This window comes from Nitrospirillum pindoramense (assembly GCF_007827955.1).
In the GTDB taxonomy this organism is placed as follows: domain Bacteria; phylum Pseudomonadota; class Alphaproteobacteria; order Azospirillales; family Azospirillaceae; genus Nitrospirillum; species Nitrospirillum amazonense_B.
In genome coordinates, this window is record NZ_VITR01000011.1 from 176326 (window position 1) to 197172 (window position 20847).

24 protein-coding genes are annotated in these 20847 nt (G+C 66.7%); 22 read left to right on the forward strand and 2 right to left on the reverse strand.

Translation table 11 applies throughout. The features are described from left to right. Window positions 1-372 precede the first annotated feature (372 nt). The 11 genes from nifH (at window position 373) to FBZ90_RS18920 (ending at window position 10211) form a co-directional block, all read left to right on the forward strand. On the forward strand, window positions 373-1257 hold the full coding sequence (gene nifH / locus FBZ90_RS18870) for a nitrogenase iron protein (RefSeq protein ID WP_145734529.1): 885 nt from the start codon (window positions 373-375) through the stop codon (window positions 1255-1257). A gap of 94 nt (window positions 1258-1351) precedes the next feature. Then, window positions 1352-2857, forward strand: coding sequence for a nitrogenase molybdenum-iron protein alpha chain (gene nifD / locus FBZ90_RS18875; protein ID WP_145734530.1), 1506 nt, complete (start codon window positions 1352-1354; stop codon window positions 2855-2857). A 99-nt stretch (window positions 2858-2956) separates the two neighbouring features. Beyond that, window positions 2957-4516 carry a nitrogenase molybdenum-iron protein subunit beta gene (gene nifK, locus FBZ90_RS18880; RefSeq protein WP_145734531.1) on the forward strand — a complete coding sequence of 520 codons (1560 nt, stop codon included), beginning with the start codon at window positions 2957-2959 and terminating at the stop codon, window positions 4514-4516. 132 nt (window positions 4517-4648) lie between these two features. Next, window positions 4649-6295, forward strand: coding sequence for a nitrogenase iron-molybdenum cofactor biosynthesis protein NifE (nifE, locus tag FBZ90_RS18885; protein WP_145734532.1), 1647 nt, complete (start codon window positions 4649-4651; stop codon window positions 6293-6295). Between the two features lie 5 nt (window positions 6296-6300). Further along, window positions 6301-7683 (forward strand): nitrogenase iron-molybdenum cofactor biosynthesis protein NifN, encoded by a 1383-nt coding sequence (nifN, locus tag FBZ90_RS18890; RefSeq protein ID WP_145734533.1) that lies wholly within the window; start codon window positions 6301-6303, stop codon window positions 7681-7683. Continuing rightward, complete coding sequence (gene nifX, locus FBZ90_RS18895) at window positions 7680-8075, forward strand: nitrogen fixation protein NifX (RefSeq protein WP_145734534.1); 396 nt, start codon at window positions 7680-7682, stop codon at window positions 8073-8075. The genes nifN and nifX overlap by 4 nt, the downstream gene beginning before the upstream one ends. A gap of 5 nt (window positions 8076-8080) precedes the next feature. Then, window positions 8081-8566, forward strand: coding sequence for a NifX-associated nitrogen fixation protein (locus FBZ90_RS18900; RefSeq protein WP_211102165.1), 486 nt, complete (start codon window positions 8081-8083; stop codon window positions 8564-8566). A gap of 17 nt (window positions 8567-8583) precedes the next feature. Then, complete coding sequence (locus FBZ90_RS18905) at window positions 8584-8817, forward strand: CCE_0567 family metalloprotein (protein ID WP_145734535.1); 234 nt, start codon at window positions 8584-8586, stop codon at window positions 8815-8817. Window positions 8818-8832: 15 nt separating this feature from the next. Next, window positions 8833-9135, forward strand: coding sequence for a ferredoxin III, nif-specific (gene fdxB / locus FBZ90_RS18910; protein ID WP_145734536.1), 303 nt, complete (start codon window positions 8833-8835; stop codon window positions 9133-9135). Window positions 9136-9150: 15 nt separating this feature from the next. Next, a complete protein-coding gene (locus tag FBZ90_RS18915; RefSeq protein WP_145734537.1) occupies window positions 9151-9771 on the forward strand; it encodes a nitrogen fixation protein NifQ in 621 nt (206 codons plus the stop codon). 23 nt (window positions 9772-9794) lie between these two features. Next, the gene (locus FBZ90_RS18920) at window positions 9795-10211 is read left to right on the forward strand and encodes a Rieske (2Fe-2S) protein (RefSeq protein ID WP_145734538.1); all 417 of its coding nucleotides are present in this window, start codon (window positions 9795-9797) and stop codon (window positions 10209-10211) included. 19 nt (window positions 10212-10230) lie between these two features. Here FBZ90_RS18920 and FBZ90_RS18925 read toward each other — a convergent pair whose 3' ends face one another. Next, window positions 10231-10851, reverse strand: a complete 621-nt coding sequence (locus FBZ90_RS18925; RefSeq protein ID WP_211102167.1) for a hypothetical protein — start codon at window positions 10849-10851, stop codon at window positions 10231-10233. A 253-nt stretch (window positions 10852-11104) separates the two neighbouring features. After that, window positions 11105-11695, reverse strand: coding sequence for a hypothetical protein (locus tag FBZ90_RS18930; protein ID WP_145734539.1), 591 nt, complete (start codon window positions 11693-11695; stop codon window positions 11105-11107). Between the two features lie 297 nt (window positions 11696-11992). On the opposite strand from FBZ90_RS18930, the gene FBZ90_RS18935 reads away from it, so the two are divergent. From FBZ90_RS18935 to modD, 11 genes are all read left to right on the forward strand, one after another. After that, window positions 11993-12313 (forward strand): HesB/IscA family protein, encoded by a 321-nt coding sequence (locus FBZ90_RS18935; RefSeq protein ID WP_145734540.1) that lies wholly within the window; start codon window positions 11993-11995, stop codon window positions 12311-12313. Between the two features lie 12 nt (window positions 12314-12325). Continuing rightward, window positions 12326-12631, forward strand: coding sequence for a NifU family protein (locus FBZ90_RS18940; protein ID WP_211102169.1), 306 nt, complete (start codon window positions 12326-12328; stop codon window positions 12629-12631). 22 nt (window positions 12632-12653) lie between these two features. Continuing rightward, the gene (gene nifS / locus FBZ90_RS18945) at window positions 12654-13835 is read left to right on the forward strand and encodes a cysteine desulfurase NifS (protein WP_145734541.1); all 1182 of its coding nucleotides are present in this window, start codon (window positions 12654-12656) and stop codon (window positions 13833-13835) included. Window positions 13836-13860: 25 nt separating this feature from the next. Beyond that, window positions 13861-14988, forward strand: coding sequence for a homocitrate synthase (gene nifV / locus FBZ90_RS18950; RefSeq protein ID WP_145734542.1), 1128 nt, complete (start codon window positions 13861-13863; stop codon window positions 14986-14988). 21 nt (window positions 14989-15009) lie between these two features. Next, window positions 15010-15735 carry a serine O-acetyltransferase gene (gene cysE / locus FBZ90_RS18955; RefSeq protein ID WP_186455915.1) on the forward strand — a complete coding sequence of 242 codons (726 nt, stop codon included), beginning with the start codon at window positions 15010-15012 and terminating at the stop codon, window positions 15733-15735. Beyond that, the gene (gene nifW, locus FBZ90_RS18960) at window positions 15719-16069 is read left to right on the forward strand and encodes a nitrogenase stabilizing/protective protein NifW (RefSeq protein WP_145734543.1); all 351 of its coding nucleotides are present in this window, start codon (window positions 15719-15721) and stop codon (window positions 16067-16069) included. Before cysE ends, nifW begins: the two co-directional genes overlap by 17 nt. Before the next feature lie 193 nt (window positions 16070-16262). Further along, on the forward strand, window positions 16263-17117 hold the full coding sequence (locus FBZ90_RS18965) for an electron transfer flavoprotein subunit beta/FixA family protein (RefSeq protein WP_145734544.1): 855 nt from the start codon (window positions 16263-16265) through the stop codon (window positions 17115-17117). A gap of 43 nt (window positions 17118-17160) precedes the next feature. Continuing rightward, entirely contained in the window at window positions 17161-18267 is a 1107-nt protein-coding gene (locus FBZ90_RS18970; protein ID WP_145734545.1) for an electron transfer flavoprotein subunit alpha/FixB family protein, read from the forward strand. 12 nt (window positions 18268-18279) lie between these two features. Next, complete coding sequence (locus FBZ90_RS18975) at window positions 18280-19584, forward strand: FAD-dependent oxidoreductase (RefSeq protein ID WP_145734546.1); 1305 nt, start codon at window positions 18280-18282, stop codon at window positions 19582-19584. Then, complete coding sequence (locus tag FBZ90_RS18980) at window positions 19581-19904, forward strand: ferredoxin family protein (RefSeq protein ID WP_416211179.1); 324 nt, start codon at window positions 19581-19583, stop codon at window positions 19902-19904. The genes FBZ90_RS18975 and FBZ90_RS18980 overlap by 4 nt, the downstream gene beginning before the upstream one ends. Beyond that, a complete protein-coding gene (gene modD, locus FBZ90_RS18985) occupies window positions 19904-20788 on the forward strand; it encodes a ModD protein (protein WP_145734547.1) in 885 nt (294 codons plus the stop codon). The genes FBZ90_RS18980 and modD overlap by 1 nt, the downstream gene beginning before the upstream one ends. The last annotated feature ends 59 nt before the right edge of the window (window positions 20789-20847 follow it).

Below are 20847 nucleotides of genomic sequence, written 5' to 3' on the forward strand. Positions count from 1 at the left end.
TTCCGGTGGTAGCGATATCCGGGAAATCGGGGGCCAGCCTGCCTTCCCGGTGGCAGACGGCGGCGGGACCGGGGCGGCGGCCTTGTTTCGTTTGCGACAGCCTGACAATGGCTGTCGGGTTCGGCACATCATTGTCGGATGCCGGGGTTGGATAACAATGTATTTAATATCAATTGGTTATTGGAAATCGCCCGTCTGGCACGCCGGTTGCTGAAATACCGGTCGGCTAGTGAGGGCTGAGTGCACGCCTACGCGCTGTCGAGCGATGTGCTCCTTCCCGAAATCCGCGAGCCAACTTCTGCGAACGAGGATCGCCCCGGCCTCACCGGGGCATTGGCAATCGGCTCAACAATCGGTTCAAGGAGACCTTGAATGTCGGCTCTGCGTCAAATCGCGTTTTACGGCAAGGGTGGTATCGGCAAGTCCACCACCTCCCAGAACACCCTGGCGGCCCTGGCTGAAATGGGCCACCGCATCCTGATCGTCGGCTGCGATCCCAAGGCGGATTCCACCCGCCTGATCCTGCACGCCAAGGCCCAGGACACCATCCTCAGCCTGGCCGCCGCCGCCGGCAGCGTGGAGGATCTGGAGATCGAGGATGTCATGAAGGTCGGTTTCCAGGACATCCGCTGCGTGGAATCCGGCGGGCCGGAACCGGGCGTCGGCTGCGCCGGTCGCGGCGTCATCACCTCCATCAATTTCCTGGAGGAGAACGGCGCCTATGAGGATATCGACTACGTTTCCTATGACGTGCTGGGCGACGTTGTGTGCGGCGGCTTCGCCATGCCCATCCGCGAGAACAAGGCCCAGGAAATCTACATCGTCATGTCCGGCGAGATGATGGCCATGTACGCGGCCAACAACATCTCCAAGGGCATTCTGAAATACGCCATGTCCGGCGGCGTGCGCCTGGGCGGTCTGATCTGCAACGAGCGCCAGACCGACAAGGAGCTGGAGCTGGCGGAGAACCTGGCCAAGAAGCTGGGCACCCAGCTCATCTACTTCGTGCCCCGCGACAACATCGTGCAACACGCGGAACTGCGCCGCATGACGGTGCTGGAATACGCCCCGGAAAGCGCCCAGGCCGCCCACTACCGCAACCTGGCCACCCGCATCCACAACAACGCCGGCAAGGGCGTCATCCCCACCCCCATCACCATGGACGAGCTTGAGGACATGCTGATGGAGCACGGGATCATGAAGGCCGTGGACGAGAGCATGGTCGGCAAGACCGCCGCCCAGCTGGAACTGGCCTGATCGGCAACGGCCGCCGGTGCCGCCCGGTCCCCCCGCATGGGGGCCGGGCGGGTCCCGGCAGGCCATCATCCCCGGGAAACATGAGGACAGCGAAATGAGTATGTCGGAGACGGAAAGCGTTGCCGAGATCAAGGAACGCAACAAGGAACTGATCGCCGAGGTCTTGCAGGTTTACCCGGAGAAGACCGCCAAGCGCCGCGCCAAGCACCTGAACGTGCATGAGGCCGGCAAGTCCGATTGCGGCGTGAAGTCCAACCTCAAGTCCATTCCAGGCGTCATGACCATCCGTGGCTGCGCCTATGCCGGGTCCAAGGGCGTGGTCTGGGGCCCGATCAAGGACATGATCCACATCAGCCACGGCCCGGTGGGCTGCGGCCAGTATTCCTGGGCCGCGCGCCGCAACTACTACATCGGCACGACCGGGATCGACACCTTCGTGACCATGCAGTTCACGTCCGACTTCCAGGAAAAGGACATTGTCTTTGGCGGCGACAAGAAGCTGTCCAAGATCATCGATGAAATCCAGGAGCTGTTCCCGCTGAACAACGGCATCAGCATCCAGTCGGAATGCCCCATCGGCCTGATCGGGGACGATATCGAGGCGGTGTCGAAGAACAAGTCCAAGGAATACGAGGGCAAGACCATCGTCCCCGTCCGCTGCGAGGGGTTCCGCGGCGTGTCCCAGTCCTTGGGCCACCATATCGCCAATGACGCCATCCGCGACTGGGTGTTCGACAAGGCGGAGGGCAAGGACGCGCCGGCGGGCTTCGTGCCCGGCCCCTACGACGTCGCCATCATCGGCGATTACAACATCGGCGGCGACGCCTGGTCCTCCCGCATCCTGCTAGAGGAGATGGGGCTGAGGGTCATTGCCCAATGGTCGGGCGACGGCACCCTGGCCGAGCTGGAGGCGACGCCCAAGGCCAAGCTGAACGTCCTGCACTGCTACCGCTCGATGAACTACATCTCGCGCCACATGGAAGAGAAGTACGGCATTCCGTGGTGCGAATACAATTTCTTCGGTCCCAGCAAGATCGCGGAATCCCTGCGCCGCATCGCCAGTTATTTCGACGACAAGATCAAAGAAGGGGCGGAGCGGGTCATCGCCAAGTATCAGGCGCTGATGGACGCCGTCATCGCCAAATACCGCCCGCGCCTGGAAGGCAAGACGGTGATGCTGTTCGTCGGTGGCTTGCGCCCCCGCCACGTCATCGGCGCCTATGAGGATTTGGGCATGGAGGTCGTGGGCACGGGCTATGAGTTCGGCCACAACGACGACTACCAGCGCACGGCCCAGCACTACGTCAAGGACGGCACGCTGATCTACGACGACGTGACCGGCTACGAGTTCGAGAAGTTCGTGGAACGCATCCAGCCTGACCTGGTCGGGTCCGGCATCAAGGAAAAGTACGTCTTCCAGAAGATGGGCGTGCCCTTCCGCCAGATGCATTCCTGGGACTATTCCGGCCCCTATCACGGCTATGACGGTTTCGCCATCTTCGCGCGCGATATGGACATGGCCATCAACGCCCCCGTCTGGAAGATGGCCAAGGCACCCTGGAAGGGCGCCGCGCAGCCGAAGCTGCTGGCTGCTGAGTAAGGCGGATGACGCCCCGGGGCGCCCCAGCGGCGGCGCCCCCGGGATTCCCTGCCGGGGCGGCATCCATCCCCGGGCGATGTTTTCGGAGAGGTTTCCATCATGACGCAGAGTGCCGAACACGTGCTCGATCATTTCGAGCTGTTCCGTGGCCCCGAATACCAGGAGATGCTGGTCAACAAACGCCAGCAGTTCGAGAACCGCCGCGACCCGGCGGAGGTGGAGCGGGTGCGGGAATGGGCCAAGACGCCCGAATACCAGGAAAAGAACTTCGCCCGTGAGGCGTTGACCATCAATCCGGCCAAGGCCTGCCAGCCGCTGGGCGCCGTCTTCGCGGCGGTGGGGTTCGAGGGCACGTTGCCCTTCGTCCACGGCTCGCAAGGCTGCGTCGCCTATTACCGCAGCCATTTCTCGCGCCATTTCAAGGAGCCGACGTCCTGCGTCTCCTCCTCCATGACGGAGGACGCGGCGGTGTTCGGCGGCCTGAACAACATGATCGACGGGCTGGCCAACACCTATTCCATGTACAAGCCCAAGATGATCGCCGTCTCCACCACCTGCATGGCGGAGGTGATCGGCGACGACCTGAACGCCTTCATCAAGACCGCCAAGGAAAAGGGCTCGGTTCCGGCCGAGTTCGACGTGCCCTTCGCCCACACGCCGGCCTTCGTCGGCAGCCACGTCACCGGCTATGACAACGCCCTGAAGGGCATCCTGGAACATTTCTGGGACGGCAAGGCCGGCACCGCGCCCAAGCTGGAACGCGCCCCCAACGGCAAGATCAACTTCATCGGCGGCTTCGACGGCTACACCGTCGGCAACCTGCGGGAAATCAAGCGCATCTTCGGCCTGATGGGCATCGGCTACACCATTTTGGGCGACACCAGCGACGTGTGGGACACGCCCACCGATGGCGAGTTCCGCATGTATGACGGCGGCACCACCCTGGCCGAGGCGGCGGACGCCGTCCACGCCACGGCCACCGTTTCCATGCAGGAGTACTGCACCGAAAAGACCCTGCCCTTCATCGCTGGGCATGGGCAGGAGGTGGTGTCGTTCAACCATCCCGTGGGTGTGGCCGGCACCGACCGCTTCCTGATGGCGCTGGCGCGCCTGACCGGCGTCGAAATCCCGGCGGAGCTGGAGCGGGAGCGTGGACGCCTGGTGGACGCCATGGCGGACTCCAGCGCCCACATCCACGGCAAGAAGTTCGCCATCTACGGCGACCCCGACCTGTGCCTGGGCCTGGCCGCCTTCCTGCTGGAACTGGGGGCGGAGCCGACCCACGTGCTGGCCACCAACGGCAACAAGGCCTGGGCGGAGAAGGTGCAGGCGCTGTTCGACAGTTCGCCCTTCGGGAAGAACTGCCACGTCTATCCCGGCCGCGACCTGTGGCACCTGCGCTCCCTGCTGTTCACGGAGCCGGTGGATTTCCTGATCGGCAACACCTACGGCAAGTACCTGGAGCGCGACACGGGCACGCCGCTGATCCGCCTCGGCTTCCCCATCTTCGACCGGCACCACCACCATCGTTTCCCGGTGTGGGGCTATCAGGGCGGGCTGAACGTGCTGGTGACCATCCTGGACAAGATTTTCGACGAGATCGACAGCAACACCAACGTCCCGTCGAAGACCGACTACAGCTTCGACATCATCCGCTGACGGCGGACTTGGCCTCTCCGTGGCGTCTCCCCAAGGCGCTCGCGTCCTGGCCGCGCCGCCAGCCCCGATGGGAAACCGAAGGGGCCCGGCGGCGCGGCGCTTCTTGACCCGTTCAGGTGAGGAACCCCGGAAATGAGTTCGCTGTCGGCCACCATCCAGGACGTCTTCAACGAGCCCGCTTGCGCCAAGAACGCCACCAAGTCGGCGGCCGATCGCAAGAAGGGCTGCACCAAGCAGTTGCAGCCGGGCGGGGCGGCGGGCGGCTGCGCCTTCGACGGGGCCAAGATCGCGCTGCAACCCCTGACCGACGTGGCCCACCTGGTCCACGGGCCCATCGCCTGCGAGGGCAATTCCTGGGATAACCGCGGTGCCAAATCGTCCGGCCCCACGCTGTGGCGCACCGGCTTCACCACCGACATGAACGAGACGGACATCGTCTTCGGTGGGGAGAAGCGGCTGTACAAGGCCATCCGTGAAATCATCGAGAAGTATGACCCGCCGGCGGTCTTCGTTTATCAGACCTGTATCCCGGCCATGACCGGCGACGACATCAACGCCGTGTGCAAGGCGGCGCGGGAGAAGTTCGGCAAGCCGGTCATTCCCATCAATTCGCCCGGCTTCGTCGGGCCCAAGAACCTGGGTAACAAGCTGGCGGGCGAGGCCCTTCTGGAGCACGTCATCGGGACGGAGGAGCCGGACGAGACCACGCCCTACGACATCAACATCATCGGTGAGTACAACCTGTCGGGCGAGCTGTGGCAGGTGAAGCCGCTGCTGGATGAACTGGGCATCCGCATCCTGTCCTGCATTTCCGGCGACGGGCGCTACCGCGAGGTGGCCTATTCCCACCGGGCGCGGGCGGCGATGATGGTGTGTTCCAAGGCCATGATCAACGTGGCCCGCAAGATGGAGGAACGCTACGGCATCCCCTTTTTCGAGGGGTCCTTCTATGGCATCGGCGACACCAGCGACAGCCTGCGCCAAATCGCCCGGCTGCTGGTCGACCGGGGCGCCCCGGCCGACCTGCTGGACCGGACGGAGGCGCTGATCGCGCGGGAGGAGGCGCGGGCCTGGGCGGCCATCGCGCCGTTCAAGCCGCGCTTCCAGGGCAAGAAGGTGCTGCTGATCACCGGCGGCGTGAAGTCCTGGTCCGTGGTGGCCGCCTTGCAGGAGGCTGGCCTGGAACTGGCCGGCACCAGCGTCAAGAAGTCCACCAAGGAGGACAAGGAGCGCATCAAGGAGCTGCTGGGCCAGGACGCGCACATGATCGAGGACATGACCCCGCGCGAGATGTACCGCCTGCTGAAGGATGCCAAGGCGGACATCATGCTGTCGGGCGGCCGGTCGCAGTTCGTGGCGCTGAAGGCGGCCATGCCCTGGCTGGACATCAACCAGGAACGCCACCATGCCTACATGGGCTATGTCGGCATGGTGAAGCTGGTGGAGGAGATCGCCCGCACCCTGTTCAACCCGGTGTGGGCGCAGGTGCGCCGCCCGGCCCCCTGGGACGATCCGGCCGACACCTGGCAGGCCCGCGCTGACGCCGCCCTGGCCGCTGAGGCCGCCGACCCCGGAAAGGCGGAACAGGCGCGGCGAGCCGCGGGCGTCTGCGCCTGCAAGGGCGTGGACCTGGGCACCATCGAGGACGCGGTCCGCGCGCATGGCCTGTCCAGCCTGGATGAGGTGCGGCGGCACACCACCGCCGCCACCGGCTGCGGCGCCTGCGCCAGCCGGGTGGAAGATGTGCTGGCCGCCCTGCCGGCCCTGGCGGCGGAGTAGACGCCATGGCGACGGTCACCCACGTCAAGAAGGCCTGCACGGTCAACCCGCTGAAGATGAGCCAGCCCATCGGCGCCGCCCTTGCCTTCATGGGCCTGCGTGGCGCCATGCCCCTGCTGCACGGGTCGCAGGGCTGCACCTCCTTCGGGCTGGTGCTGTTCGTCCGCCACTTCAAGGAGGCCATCCCCCTGCAGACGACGGCCATGAGCGAGGTCGCCACCGTGCTGGGCGGCTACGACAACGTCGAACAGGCCATCCTGAACATCCACAAGCGCACCAAGCCGGAGATCATCGGCATCTGCTCCACCGGGGTCACCGAAACCAAGGGCGACGATGTCGAGGGCTATATCCGGCTGGTGCGGGAGCGGCACCCGGAGGTGGCGGACCTGCCGCTGGTCTATGTCTCCACCCCTGATTTCAAGGACGCGTTCCAGGATGGCTGGGCCAAGGCCGTGACGCGGATGGTGCGGGAACTGGTGTCCCCGCCGCCGCCCGGCATCGCGCGGGACCCGGGCCGGGTCACCGTCCTGCCCGGCTGTCACATGACCCCCGGCGACCTGGATGAACTGCGCACCATCCTGGAGGATTTCGGCCTCAGGCCCAGTTTCCTGCCCGACCTGGCCGGTTCCCTGGATGGCCATATTCCCGAGGATTTCACCCCCACCACCATCGGCGGCATCGGCGTGGATGAGGTCGCGGGCCTGGGCGCGTCGTCCTGGGCCATCGCCATCGGCGAACAGATGCGGCCGGCGGCGGAGGCGTTGCAGGAGCGCGCGGGCGTTCCCTTCCGCCTGTTCCCGCGCCTGTCTGGGCTGGAGGCCGCCGATGCCTTCATGATGTTCCTGGCGGAGATCAGTGGACGGCCGGTGCCGGTGAAGTACCGGCGGCAGCGCGGGCAACTGGTCGACGCCATGCTGGACGGCCATTTCCACATCGGCGGACGCAAGGTCGCCATCGGGGCCGAGCCTGATCTTTTGGCCGACATGGGCGGCATGTTGCACGGCATGGGCGCCCACATCACGGCCGCCGTCACCACCACCCACTCCCCCGTGCTGGCCGGGGTCGAGACGGATGAGGTGCTGATCGGCGATCTGGAGGATCTGGAGCGCCGGGCGCGGGAGCGGGATTGCGACCTGCTGATCACCCATTCGCATGGGCGCCAGGCGGCCACCCGCCTGGGCATTCCCTTCTTCCGCATGGGCCTGCCCCTGTTCGACCGGCTGGGGGCCGGGCACCTGGTTTCGGTGGGCTATCGCGGGACGCGGGATTTGATCTTCGCGCTCAGCAACCTGGTGATGGCCGACGCCGAACTGCATCACGAGGCCACGCCCGACACATGGCGGGTGGTGGACGGGGACAGCCTTAAATCAGAAGGGGAAGCCGCATGAAGGTCGCTTTCGCCACGCAGGACATGAAACGGGTCGACGCCCATTTCGGCTGGGCCCGCCACATCGCCATTTATGAATTGGAACCCGACGGCCATCGCCTGCTGGAGGCGGTGGAGTTCGACGGCGACCTGCGCGAGGACGGCAACGAGGACAAGCTGGCGCCCAAGATCGAGGCGATCAAGGATTGCGCCATCCTTTATGTCGCCGCCATCGGCGGGTCCGGCGCCGCCCGCGTCGTCGCCAACAACATCCACCCCATGAAGGTCACCCAGCCGGAACCGATCGAGGACCTGCTGGAGCGGTTGCGCGCCGTGCTGAACGGCACGCCGCCGCCCTGGCTGCGCAAGGCCATGGCCAAAGGGGCGCCCCGCATCCTGGACTTTGAGGATTGAGCATCATGTCTGACGTGTTGGACCTGCCGCCCACCGTATCGCCCGAGGTGGCGGCGGCGGCGCAAAGCCCCTTCATCCGCCAGTTGGTCATGATCTGGCGCGCCCAGGACACCCACGGCGCCTGGGAGGGCAAGACCGACCTGGCCCTGCTGGACCCCTATATCGTGGACCGGGAGAAGCGCCGGCAACTGCCCATCCTGGGTGACCCGGATCCCGAGACCATCTGGCGGCTGGAGCTGTTCTTCAACGCCGTGGCGCTCAGCATCGAGCAGGCCACCGGCGTCATGGTGTCCCCCATGCTGAAGATGAGCCATGAGGGCTTCGGCCGCCTGGTGCTGATCGGTGGCCGGCTGGTGGTGGTGAACAAGCAATTGCGCGACGTCCACCGCTTCGGCTTCGACAGCTTGGCCAAGCTGGCGGAGGAGGGGGCGAAGTACGTCCAGGCGGGCGTGGACATGATCGGGCGCTTTCCCGATGTCGCCCGGTATTGAGCGCGGGGAGTGAGGCCATGAGCGATGTCGAGGCCCTGAAGGGCGAGATCAAGAAGCAGTCGGCCCGCGCCATGCAGGCCAAGATGGACCTGCACGACCTGTCGGAGGAGCTGCCCGTCAACTGGACCTCCATCCTGGCGGTGGCGCAGCGCGCCCACGACGCCTTCGCCGAGCTGGAGCGCAAGCGCGCCGACCTGAAGACCTTGGAAGCCAGCTCCGCCGCTGGCGCCCAGTTTTCCGTCGCCCCCTAGAAGGAGACTACTCCCATGTCTTCGCTGACCCGCGATGGCCGGCCCTGGCAGCCGGACTTCCTGATCGCCATTGATGCCAAGCGCTGCATTGGGTGCGGCCGCTGCTTCAAGGTCTGCGGCCGTGGGGTGATGGCCCTGAAGGGCCTGACCGAGGAGGGGGACCTGGTCGATCTCGACAATGACGATGAGGATGACGAGATCGAAAAGAAGGTCATGGTCATGGACGATGCCGGGGCCTGCGTCGGCTGTCGCGCCTGCGCCCGGGTCTGTCCCGCGAACTGCCAGACCCACGCGCCCCTCGCCGCGGATGCCGCCTGAGGAGGGGGGAAGCCGATGCGCAGCGCCGACGCCTGTTATCGCTGGCTGATGGACCGGGCCGGGGGGGAGGCCGATCCCTTCGATCTGCACGTCGCCGCCGCCATCCTGTCGCTGGCCTGGGCCGAGGCGGCGGCCGGGCGGGGTTCTTTGCCGCTCTGCGCCGGCCTGGACGGCGCCGCCCTTGAGGGTCTGGCCCTGCGCCTGTTCCCCGACGCCTGGGCCGGTATGGCCGCGCTGGCGGACGGCCCCGCCGCGCTGGAGGAGGATGAGCAGGCGGTGCGCGACCTGCTGTGGATGTATGCAGACGGCGGCACCCCGCTGCAGCGCGACCTGGCGGCCATGATCGCCCGACGGTGCAGCCGCCCCAACCACCTGTGGCAGGATCTGGGCCTGCGTGACCGGGGCGAGCTGTCGTCCCTGATGCGGCGCCACTTCGGTGGCCTCGCCCGCCGCAACAGCCAGGACATGAAATGGAAGAAGTTCCTGTTCCGCATGATCTGCCGGTCGGAGGGCTTCACCCTGTGCACCGCCCCCGTTTGTACCGAGTGCGATGACTTTGACCATTGCTTCGGGGCGGAGGATGGCGAGGCCATGATGGCCCACCTCCGCTCCGGCCGGCCGGCCCCCATCCCCTGACCCGTCGCGCGAGGCGCATGCCCATGTCCGCCACCTACGTCCTGTGCCGCCTGGACGACATCCCCAGCCGCAAGGCCCGGGGCTTTCAGCTGTTGCGCGTCGATGACGACGGGGGGCACCGGCCCTGGGGCGTCATCGTCATCCGCTGGGGCCGGCAGGTGGTGGGCTACGTCAACCGCTGCCCGCACAACGGCGTGCCCTTGGATTGGGAACGCAACCAGTTCCTGGACCCGGACGGCACGCGGCTGATGTGCGGCAAGCATGGCGCCCTGTTCGACCTGGGCTCCGGACTGTGCGTGGACGGCCCCTGCCGAGGTGCGGCCCTTCAGCCGGTGACGCTGTCCGTCGAGGATGGGGACATCTGCGTCACCGGCGTCACGCTGGTGGAGGATGAGGAATTGGACGGCGACCTGCCGCCCTGCGAGGCGGAAGGGGTTTAGGATCGGCCGTGAAGCCGGCTTAGCGGTGCTGGGCCTTGTTCCCCTTGGGGCATTGATCCCCATAAGCGACGGCATAGGGTGAGTTGAAGCATCGGATCAGCCCGTCGAGCACACTGAGGTTGGCGGGCCATTTTAGCCCCGTGTCCCTGAACTCCTCCTCAAACCAGGCCGGTTCCGGCAAAGCGGCCAGACGTCGCCGTGCCGCCTTCAGCCCCGCCAAATCCCTGTTCAGAAAGGCGATGGTTCCCAAGGCGTATTCATAGAAACCCAGTTCCATCCCCCTCTTGTCGGGATTGACGCCCGCCATCATCAACGGCTTGGCGGCACGGTAATCACCCACCAAGGCTTCCATTTGACCTGCATGCCAGTACAGGGCGTGTAGGCTGCCCGGTTCCAGCTTTTGCCAATTACGGTCGATGTAGGTCTTGATCAAGTCGGTGGCCGCTTTCTTACAGCCGTCTTGGTATGCCAGCGTTCGCCAGCCCCCATTCATGTCCTGATCGAACGCCTTGGGTTCCAGTTGCATCATTTGCTCGGTATCGACCGTGCACTGGGCAGGTTTGGCAGGTTCATCTGCGGCCTGCCCGACAGAGGCGGTCATCACAGCGGCGAGCAAAAGCATAATTTTGAATGCGGCCATGGCAATATTCCCCAGAATTTTATGTCAGCCGCTGAGTACCAGGGCCCCAAATGCACCGCCTGGTCGCCACCGGCTGCCTCCGTGTGGGCCATATAGCTTATAAGTTGCAAACCATTAGCATGGCAGCGGAGAAATGAAAGGGGCAAGACGGCAATTAATAATTGAAAAACGTTGCCAGTTGGGCTGTCGGGGCAACTCGCTTTGGGCGACGCGGCCCCGGTGGCCGGCCCGTGGGTGAAGGGCCAAAGGGCCGTCAAACCGGCCGGTTCTCGTTGCGGTTCTTGACCGGCAGCATGCGCGCCACCCCGTCCTCATAGCTCAAGGCCGGATAGCGCCCGTCGAAGCGCAGGGCGATGTCCAGCAGGACATCCAGCTTGCCGGCGGTGTCCAGTTTCTTGAGGTCGTTCTTGTCGATGCCCATCAGGTCCATCATCTCCTTCCACACGGTGGATTCGTCGCAGGGCAGAACGATGAAGGCGATGCCGTCCAGGGTCACCGTATAGCCGGCCAGCAGGTCGATGTTGTTGCAGAAGATGAAGTACTTGCCGCTGGGCCGCAGCAGGCCGGCCAACACCTCCGACACGTCCTTGAGATAGGCGAAGGAATGCACGTAGCCGGCCAGGACGGGCAGGGTGGCTTCCCCTTCCTGGGCGTACGTCAGCACCTGTTCCAGCTTGTAGTCGGGCGGGCGCTTTTCATCGGCGATGTGCGGCTGGAACTTCAGGGCGATGTCGCCACGAAAGCCGAAGCGGCCAGGCTTGGTCGTCGGCGCCTTCAGCACGGCGTTCATCAGGCGGTCTTCCTGGGCCAGGCGGGCCAGGGCGGTGTTCTCAAGCGTCGTCATCGGGCAGGCTCCTGCGGGGAATGCATCAAAGGAACGGCCCCGGGCGGGACCTCGCCGGTCCTCTTTGCAAACGCTTTGCCGGTCGGCCTTACGGGCACCGGCCGCCTGTTTTTATGGGGCTTTTCGGGATGGCGACCCCGCCCATTGCAGCAAACGCCCCTGTCGCAAACCCGACATTTGGGACGTGAACGCAACAGCGCTTGAGGGAAAGCGCCAGGTTTTCCAACGAATTGGGCAATGGCACGCGCCTTGCCAAGGGAAGGGGGTCACCCATCCACCCATCCTGGCAGGTGCCCCATGATCAACTTGACCCCCAGTGCCTTGAACGCCGTCCGCAGCGCCATCGCCGGCGCCGCGAACCCCGCCGGCGGGTTGCGCATCAGCGTCGATGCCGGCGGGTGCGCCGGCTACAAATACAGCATGGGCCTGACCGGTGCCGCGGAACCGGAAGATACCGTCATCGACCACGACGGCGTGAAGGTCTTCGTCGACACCAAGAGCCATGAGCTGCTGGACGGCACCACCATCGACTTCGTGGTGGCGCTGGAAGGCTCGGGCTTCACCTTCGACAACCCCAATGCCAAGTCCGCGTGCGGCTGCGGCAAGTCTTTCGGTTGAGGGGGACTGGCCATGCTGATCCCCGCGCTTGAGGAACAGACGATCGACCGCGCGGTGCCGGACGGTGTGGAAGACCACCGCGTCCAGGTCATCCGCGCCGCCATCGCGGAAATTCGCCCCGGCCTGCAACGGGACGGCGGGGATTGTGAGCTGCTGGAGGTCGATGGCGACGTCGTGCGCGTCCGGCTGACCGGGGCCTGTGTCATGTGCCGCCTCAGCAGCGCGACGCTGGAGGGCATCCAGGCGCGGGTGGTGGAGCGCCTGGGGACCTTCGTCCGCCTGGTGCCCGTCCTGGGCCGCGCGCCGGGCCCGCACTGAACCGGCAGGGGGAAACCAGCCCATGAGCCCCGTCTACCTCGACAACAACGCGACGACCGCCACGGATGCGGAGGTGATTGCGGCCATGCTGCCCTGGTTCACGGAGCGGTATGGCAACCCCTCCTCCTCCCATGCCTTCGGAGCGACGGCGGCGGAGGGCGTCCGGCTGGCGCGGCGGCAGGTGCAGTCCCTGCTGGGGGCGGCCCATGACCATGAGGTCGTCTTCACGTCTGGGGGGACGGAGTCCAACAACACCGCCATCCTCTCCGCCCTGGACAGCCAGCCCGGCCGAACCGAGATCGTGACGACGGCGGTGGAACACCCGGCCGTCCTGGCGCTGGCCGCCCACCTGGAAAAGACGCGCGGCGTCACGGTGCACACCGTGGGCGTGGATGGCGAGGGCCGGCTGGACCTGGACGATTTCGAGCGGGCGCTGGGGCCGCGCACGGCCCTGGTTTCAATCATGTGGGCGAATAACGAGACGGGCACGCTGTTCCCGGTGGCGGCCCTGGCCCGCCAGGCCCACGCCGCCGGCGCCCTGTTCCATACCGATGCCGTGCAGGCCGTGGGCCGCGTGCCCATGCGGCTGCGGGATACCGAGATCGACATGCTGTCGCTGTCGGGACACAAGCTGCATGGCCCCAAGGGCATCGGCGCGCTTTATGTGCGCAAGGGTGTGCCCTTCCGCCCCCTGATGCGCGGCGGCCGGCAGGAGCGCGGGCGGCGCGGCGGCACGGAGAATGTGCCCGGCATCGTCGGCCTGGGGGCGGCCGCCGACCTCGCGGCGCGCTACCTGGAGACGGAGCGGGGCTGGATCGAGGACCTGCGCGACCGGCTGGAACAGGGCGTGCTGTCCCGCATCGGCCATTGCCATGTCCTGGGCGACCTGGACCACCGCCTGGCCAATACGGCCTGCATCGCCTTCGATTATGTGGATGCCGATGCGCTGCTGCTGATGCTGGACCGGGCCGGGATCGCGGCGTCCTCCGGCTCCGCCTGCGCGTCGGGCACCATGGAGCCGTCGCATGTGCTGCGGGCCATGCGCGTGCCCGTCGGCGCCATCCGGGGCGCCATCCGCTTTTCGCTGTCCCGTGACACGGGCGGCGCCGACATCGACCGGGTTCTGGATGTCCTGCCCGACATCGTCGGCCGCCTGCGCACCCAATCGCCCCTGTGGCGGGACCGGGTTCCCACCTTCGCCTGACCATCCCCCCAAAAGGAGACGCAGCATGCTGAAAGCACCGCCCATCGTCATCAACGACAGCACGTTGCGCGACGGCGAACAGGCGCCCGGCGTCGCCTTCACCGTGGCGGAAAAGGTGGCCATCGCCCGCAAGCTGGAGGCGGCCGGCGTGGATGAGATCGAGGCCGGCATCCCCGCCATGGGGCCGGCGGAGATCGAGGCCATGGCCGCCGTGGGCACCTCCCTGGAACGGTCGGCGGCCATCGCCTGGTGCCGCCTGACGGAGGCTGACGTCGATGCCGCCCTGCGCACCGGCCTGTCGCGGGTCAACCTGTCCATCCCCGTGTCCGACCGCCAGATCCGGGTTAAGTTGCAGGTCAGCCGACAGGACATCATTCCCCGCATCCGCCGCGTCGTGTCCTATGCCCGCGACCGGGGTTTGGCCGTGGCCCTGGGGGGTGAGGATTCCAGCCGGGCCGACATGGATTTCCTGCTGCGCGTCGTCGCCGCGGCGGAGGAGGCCGGCGCCCATCGTTTCCGCTTCGCCGACACGGTCGGCATCCTGGACCCCTTCCGCACCCACGAGATTTTCCGCCAGCTCTGCGCGGAAACGGACCTGGAGCTGGAATTCCACGGCCATGACGATCTGGGCCTGGCCACCGCCAACACCCTGGCCGCCGTGCGCGGCGGCGCCACCCACGCCAGCGTCTGCGTCCTGGGCTTGGGCGAGCGGGCGGGCAACGCGGCCTTGGAGGAGGTGGTGGCGGCCTTGGGGCCTATCGCCGGGCGTCATACGGGCGTGGATCTCACCCAACTGACGGGCCTGGCCGAACTGGTGGCGGCCGCCGCCGGCCGGCCCATCCCGGTGGCCAAGTCCATCGTCGGGTCCGCCGTCTTCGCCCATGAGTCCGGCATCCATGTCTCCGGCCTGCTGCGCGATCCCGAAACTTATGAGGCGCTGGACCCCGCGTGGTTCGGCCGCGTGCGGTCCATCGTCCTGGGCAAGCATTCAGGGATGGCGGCCATCAACAATGCCCTCAAATCGCTGGGCCTTTCCCCCGATGAAGGCCGTGCCCGCCGCGTCCTGGATGAGGTGCGCAACTGCGCCGTGGCCTGGAAGCGCCCCATCAATGAGGGCGAACTGCTGAAGTTCTACGAGGCGGCTGGCGATTGACCGCGATGACGGGAGGCGGCGATGGCGGGGGAACCGGGATTATGGGGCGTGGTGGGTGAGGACATCGCCTGCGTTAAGGCGCGCGACCCGGCCGCCCGCCACAAGGTGGAGATCCTGCTGACCTATCCCGGGCTTCATGCCGTCATCCACCACCGGGTGGCCCATCGGCTGTGGCGCCGGGGCCTGCGTTTTCCCGCCCGCGTGCTGTCCTGGTTCGCGCGGCTGGTGACCAACGTGGACATCCACCCAGGCGCCCGCATCGGCCGGCGCTTTTTCATCGACCACGGCGCCGGCGTGGTGATCGGGGAGACGGCCGAGGTGGGGGACGACGTGACCCTCTATCACGGGGTCACCCTGGGCGGAACCAGCTGGTCGCCGGGCAAGCGCCATCCCACCATCGGGTCGGGGGTGTTGATCGGGGCCGGCGCCAAGGTGCTGGGGCCTATTGAGGTGGGGGCCGGCGCCCGCATCGGCGCCAATTCCGTGGTGGTCGAGGATGTGCCGCCGGAAATGACCGTGGTCGGCATTCCCGGCCGGGTGGTGCGCGACCCGCGTGTCCGGCGGCGCACCGCAGGGCGGATCGACCTGGACCACCATTTGATCCCCGATCCGGTGGGCGAGGCGCTGACCCTGATGCTGGACCGTATCGCCTTTCTGGAAGCGCGCCTGGCCCATACCCAGGGCCGGCTGGCCGCGCTGTTGTACGAACCCGAAGCGGAGGACAGGGACCATGGGCGTCTTGGATGAGTTGTCGCGGCTGTCGTCGGCCGAGGATTTCTTCACGTTCCTGGAGGTACCGTTCGACGCGGCGGTGGTCCGCGTCGCGCGCCTGCACATCCTGCGGCGCATGGGCCAATACCTGCGGGGCAGCGAGGTCGAGGACGCGTTCACCGGCCTGGACGACACTGAAATCCGCGCCCTGTGCCGGGGCCATCTGGAACAGGCCTATCAGGATTTCGTCGCCTCCACCCCCATCGCCGAGCGGCTGTTCAAGGTGCACCGCGACGCGGTGGCGCCCAAGCCGCCGGCGGCCAGGCCCTTCGTGCCGCTGGCGGCGCTGGAGGGGGCCAAGGCCCCGTGACGGTGCGCGCAGGGGACGCGACAGGTCGTGTCGGCTATCCGACAAAGTGAAGACGCTAAGAACGTGTAGCCGCTGGTGGTGGTTTTAAATCAATGGGTTAGAGAGTTATGTCGGCTGGCACGCCCCTTGCCTAGTAATGGATATGATCCACGGGATCGTTAGGGCCAGAGGATCGTTAGGGAAGGAACACGAGATGCACATCGTCGTCTGCATGAAGCAAGTTCCCGACAGCGCGCAGATCCGGGTCCATCCCGTGACCAACACCATCATGCGCCAGGGGGTGCCCACCATCATCAACCCCTATGACCTGTTCGCGCTGGAAGAGGCCTTGCGCCTGCGCGACCGCCTGGGGGGCGAGGTGACGGTGCTGACCATGGGGCCGCCCATGGCGGAGGATTCGCTGCGCAAGGCGCTGACCTTCGGCGCCGACCGCGCCGTCCTGCTGACCGACCGGGCGTTCGCAGGCTCGGACACGCTGGCCACCAGCTTCGCCCTGGCCGCGGCGCTGGACAAGGTGGGGCGGGAGTTCGGGGTGCCGCCCATCGTGTTCACCGGAAAGCAGACCATTGACGGCGACACGGCCCAGGTGGGCCCCGGCATCGCCAAGCGCTTGGGCCTGAACCAGTTGACCTACGTCGCCCGCATTGCCGACCTGGACCCCGCCGCCGGCACCATCACGGTGGAACGACGGGCGGAGGGGGGGCTGCAGGTCCTGCAAACCCGCCTGCCGGTGCTGATCACCATGCTGGAGGGCGTGAACGAGATCCGCCGGGGCGGCCTGGACGACGCCTATCGCGCCGCCCGCGCCCAAGTGGTGCGGTGGAGTGCGGCCGACGCCGGCATCACCGACCTGGCCTCCTGTGGTCTCAAGGGCTCCCCCACCATCGTGAAGAAGGTGTTCGCCCCCCAGGGCCGGGCGGAACAGGTACGCCAGGTGCCCACCATCGACCGATCGGCCGATGAGCTGGCGGCCGATGTCATGGCCGCGATTTTCCAGACCCAGCCGGCCCTGGAAGAAGACCTGTTGCGGTTCGCCGCCGGGCAGTGAGCCCCAGATGAGCCTCGGCCAGCCCCCTAGGGAGTAGAAGACGATGAGCGACGCACCCAACGCACAGCCTCCCAAGCCCGCCGCCGGTGGACGGGCGGGCACCAAGCGCGAACTGCCGGAACGGTTCAAGGCCTACAAGCATGTCTGGGTGGTGATCGAATGCGAGCACGGCGCCGTGCATCCGGTGTCGCTGGAGCTGCTGGGGGAAGGACGCAAGCTGGCGGACAAGCGCGGCGTCGAGTTGGCGGGCGTGGTGCTGTCGGGTGACAGCCTCACCGCCGCCCAGACCGCCGCCGCCGCGTTCGAGCACGGCGCCGACCTGGTCTACACCGTCACCGCGCCGGTCCTGGCGCATTACCGGAATGAGACCTACACGCGGGCGATGACCGATCTGGTCAACACCCACCAGCCGGAAATCCTGCTGCTGGGGGCGACCAACCTGGGGCGTGACCTGGCGGGCTCGGTGGCGACCACGTTGCGGACCGGCCTGACGGCCGACTGCACCGAACTGGCCATTGATGACGAGGGGTCGTTGGCCGCGACCCGGCCCACCTTCGGTGGGTCCCTGCTCTGCACCATCCTGACCCTGAACTACCGGCCGCAGATGGCGACCGTGCGCCCGCGCGTCATGGCCATGCCGGCGCGGGAACCGGGGCGCTGGGGTCGCATCGTCGAACACCCGCTGGACCTCGCGGAAGACGACGTGGTCACCAAGGTGCTGAGCTTCATCGCCGACCGTGAGAGCGACAAGGCGCAACTGGCCTACGCCGACATCGTCGTCGCTGGTGGCCTGGGTCTGCGCTCGGCGGAAAATTTCCAGCTGGTCCGGGCGTTGGCGGAGGTGCTGGGCGGTGACTACGGCGGCTCGCGCCCGCTGGTGCAGAAGGGGTGGATCACCGCCGACCGCCAGATCGGCCAGACGGGAAAGACCATCCGGCCCAAGCTGTACATCGCCGCCGGCATTTCCGGCGCCATTCAGCACCGCGTGGGGGTGGAGGGGGCGGACACCATCGTCGCCATCAACAGCGACCCAAACGCCCCCATCTTCGACTTCGCCCATCTGGGCGTGGTCGCCGACGCCATCGAGCTGCTGCCGGCCCTGACCCGGGCGTTCCAGGCGCACCTGTCCGTCAACCGCCTGGCCGGCTGAAGGAGGCCCGCGATGATTGAGGAAAAGTTCGACGCCATCGTGGTGGGGGCCGGTCCCTCCGGCAACGCCGCCGCCTACACCATGGCCAAGGAAGGGCTGAAGGTCTTGCAGTTGGAGCGGGGGGAATATCCCGGTTCCAAGAACGTGCAGGGCGCCATCCTCTACGCCGACGCGCTGGAAAAGATCATCCCCGACTTCCGCGAAGATGCGCCCCTGGAACGCCATGTGATCGAGCAGCGGCTGTGGACCATGGACGACACGTCCTATGTCGGCATGCACTACCGCTCTGACGACTTCAATGAGGAGCGGCCCAACCGCTACACCATCATCCGCGCCCAGTTCGACAAGTGGTTCAGCGGCAAGGTGCGGGAGGCCGGCGTCGTCCTGCTGTGCGAAACGACGGTGACGGAGCTGCTGCGCGATACCCAGGGCCGGGTGATCGGCGTCCGCACCGACCGGGAGGGGGGCACCGCCTTCGCCGACGTCGTCATCCTGGGCGAAGGGGTGAACGGCCTGGTGGGGCAGCGCTCCGGCCTGCGGCCGGAGCTGAAGCCGGAGACGGTGGCGCTGGCGGTCAAGGAGATGCACTTCCTGCCGCGCGAGGTCATCGAAAGCCGCTTCAACCTGAAAGGCAACGAGGGCGCGGTGATCGAGGCCATGGGCACCATCACCGATGGCATGACGGGCACCGGCTTCATCTACACCAACCAGGAATCGATCTCGATCGGCATCGGCTGCATCGTGTCGGATTTTGCGGAAAGCGGCCGCACACCCTATGGCCTGCTGGAGGCTTTCAAGCGCCATCCCAGCGTCCGCCCCCTGCTGGAAGGCTCGGAGTGCAAGGAGTATGCGGCCCATCTGATCCCGGAAGGCGGCTACAACGCCATGCCCGAGTTGTTCGGCGACGGGTGGATCGTGGTCGGCGATGCCGGGCAGTTCGTGAACGCCGTCCACCGCGAGGGCTCCAACCTCGCCATGACCACGGGCCGCGTCGCCGGGGAGACGGTGGTGTGGCTGAAGCGGCGGCGCGAGGTGGCGAGCAAGGCCAACCTGGCCGAATACCAGCGCCGGCTGGAGGCGACCTTCGTCATGAAGGATCTGAAGAAGTACCGGCGCATCCCGGATTTCCTGCACCGCAACAAACAGTTCTTCGGCGTTTATCCCAAGCTGCTCAGCGCCGCCGCCCAGACCTGGTTCCGGGTGGACGGTGTCGACAAGCGCGCCAAGGAGAAACAGATTTTCCAATCGTTCCGCGAGGGCCGGACACTACCCGGCCTGATCGGCGACGCCCTCAAACTGGCGAGGTCCTGGCGATGATGAACACGACGGAGGTTGGGGCGGCCCCGAAGGCACCCCCGGTGAAGGTGGAGGAACGGCTGTTCCAGAACCGCTACCTGGTGGATGCGGGGCGGCCGCATATCAAGATCAAACCCCATGCGGAACCGTCCAAGGCGCTGATGGCGCTGACCCATCTGTGCCCCGCCGGCTGCTACAGCCTGAACGACAAGGGGCAGGTGGAGGCGGTGGTGGATGGCTGCGTCGAATGCGGCACCTGCCGGGTGCTGACCGCCAAGACGGGGGAGGTCGAGTGGAACTATCCCCGTGGTGGGTTCGGCGTGCTGTTCAAGTTCGGCTGATGGCGGCGGATCTGGAGGGCGCTTCCTCCTGGGGCGATGCCTGGCCCCTGCCAGAGTCGGCCATCGAGCGGTTGCTGGAGGAGGATGTGCGCTATGGCGACCTGACCACCCGTGCCCTGGGCATCGGGGGCCGGCCGGGGCGCATGTGCTTCCTGGCCCGGGCGGACATGGTTCTGTCCGGTGTCGACGAGGCCGCGCGCCTGTTGGCCCGCACGGGGGCCGTCATTGATCATAGGGTGCCGGCTGGCGGGCGTTACGTCCCGGGCGACCGGCTGCTTGAGGTTTCCGGGCCGGCCGCCGCCCTGCATGCCGGCTGGAAGGTGGCGCAGACCCTGATGGAGTGGGCGTCGGGCGTGGCCAGCGAAACCCGCGCCATCGTCGACGCGGCGCGGGCGGCCAATCCCGCCATCGCCGTGCTGTGTACCCGCAAATCCGTCCCCTATACCCGCCAACTGGCGTGCAAGGCGGTGGTGGCCGGCGGTGGGGACATCCACCGCCTGGGACTGTCCGACACCATCCTGCTGTTTCCCGAACACCGGGTCTTCCTGGAGCCGCCCCACGATCTGGGCGCGGCCATCGCCCGCCTGAAACGGTCGGCGCCGGAGCGCGCGATCATGGTGGAGGTGACCAGCGAGGGGGATGCCCTTGCCGCCGCCGCCCATGCCGATCTCATCCAACTGGAGAAGTTTTCGCCCGAGGCGGTGCGCCGGCTGGTGGACCGGCTGCCCCGTCGCGCCGACGGGCGGCCGGTCATCGCCGCGGCTGGTGGCATCACGCCCCAGAACGCGGGTGCGTATGCGAAAGCGGGTGCCGATACTTTAGTCACATCCGCCCCCTTCTTCGCCCGGCCGCGCGATATCCAGGTAAACATAACGTCCATGTAATCAATGCGGTTGCGGAGAATGGTTCGGCAACTGAACATTATATTTTGCTGGCTTGGGTT

Coding starts and splice junctions, on each gene's coding strand:
- nifH (WP_145734529.1), top strand. CDS start 373: ATGTCGGCTCTGCGTCAAATCGCGTTTTACGGCAAGGGTGGTATCGGC.
- nifD (WP_145734530.1), top strand. CDS start 1,352: ATGAGTATGTCGGAGACGGAAAGCGTTGCCGAGATCAAGGAACGCAAC.
- nifK (WP_145734531.1), top strand. CDS start 2,957: ATGACGCAGAGTGCCGAACACGTGCTCGATCATTTCGAGCTGTTCCGT.
- nifE (WP_145734532.1), top strand. CDS start 4,649: ATGAGTTCGCTGTCGGCCACCATCCAGGACGTCTTCAACGAGCCCGCT.
- nifN (WP_145734533.1), top strand. CDS start 6,301: ATGGCGACGGTCACCCACGTCAAGAAGGCCTGCACGGTCAACCCGCTG.
- nifX (WP_145734534.1), top strand. CDS start 7,680: ATGAAGGTCGCTTTCGCCACGCAGGACATGAAACGGGTCGACGCCCAT.
- FBZ90_RS18900 (WP_211102165.1), top strand. CDS start 8,081: ATGTCTGACGTGTTGGACCTGCCGCCCACCGTATCGCCCGAGGTGGCG.
- FBZ90_RS18905 (WP_145734535.1), top strand. CDS start 8,584: ATGAGCGATGTCGAGGCCCTGAAGGGCGAGATCAAGAAGCAGTCGGCC.
- fdxB (WP_145734536.1), top strand. CDS start 8,833: ATGTCTTCGCTGACCCGCGATGGCCGGCCCTGGCAGCCGGACTTCCTG.
- FBZ90_RS18915 (WP_145734537.1), top strand. CDS start 9,151: ATGCGCAGCGCCGACGCCTGTTATCGCTGGCTGATGGACCGGGCCGGG.
- FBZ90_RS18920 (WP_145734538.1), top strand. CDS start 9,795: ATGTCCGCCACCTACGTCCTGTGCCGCCTGGACGACATCCCCAGCCGC.
- FBZ90_RS18925 (WP_211102167.1), bottom strand. CDS start 10,851: ATGGCCGCATTCAAAATTATGCTTTTGCTCGCCGCTGTGATGACCGCC.
- FBZ90_RS18930 (WP_145734539.1), bottom strand. CDS start 11,695: ATGACGACGCTTGAGAACACCGCCCTGGCCCGCCTGGCCCAGGAAGAC.
- FBZ90_RS18935 (WP_145734540.1), top strand. CDS start 11,993: ATGATCAACTTGACCCCCAGTGCCTTGAACGCCGTCCGCAGCGCCATC.
- FBZ90_RS18940 (WP_211102169.1), top strand. CDS start 12,326: ATGCTGATCCCCGCGCTTGAGGAACAGACGATCGACCGCGCGGTGCCG.
- nifS (WP_145734541.1), top strand. CDS start 12,654: ATGAGCCCCGTCTACCTCGACAACAACGCGACGACCGCCACGGATGCG.
- nifV (WP_145734542.1), top strand. CDS start 13,861: ATGCTGAAAGCACCGCCCATCGTCATCAACGACAGCACGTTGCGCGAC.
- cysE (WP_186455915.1), top strand. CDS start 15,010: ATGGCGGGGGAACCGGGATTATGGGGCGTGGTGGGTGAGGACATCGCC.
- nifW (WP_145734543.1), top strand. CDS start 15,719: ATGGGCGTCTTGGATGAGTTGTCGCGGCTGTCGTCGGCCGAGGATTTC.
- FBZ90_RS18965 (WP_145734544.1), top strand. CDS start 16,263: ATGCACATCGTCGTCTGCATGAAGCAAGTTCCCGACAGCGCGCAGATC.
- FBZ90_RS18970 (WP_145734545.1), top strand. CDS start 17,161: ATGAGCGACGCACCCAACGCACAGCCTCCCAAGCCCGCCGCCGGTGGA.
- FBZ90_RS18975 (WP_145734546.1), top strand. CDS start 18,280: ATGATTGAGGAAAAGTTCGACGCCATCGTGGTGGGGGCCGGTCCCTCC.
- FBZ90_RS18980 (WP_416211179.1), top strand. CDS start 19,581: ATGATGAACACGACGGAGGTTGGGGCGGCCCCGAAGGCACCCCCGGTG.
- modD (WP_145734547.1), top strand. CDS start 19,904: ATGGCGGCGGATCTGGAGGGCGCTTCCTCCTGGGGCGATGCCTGGCCC.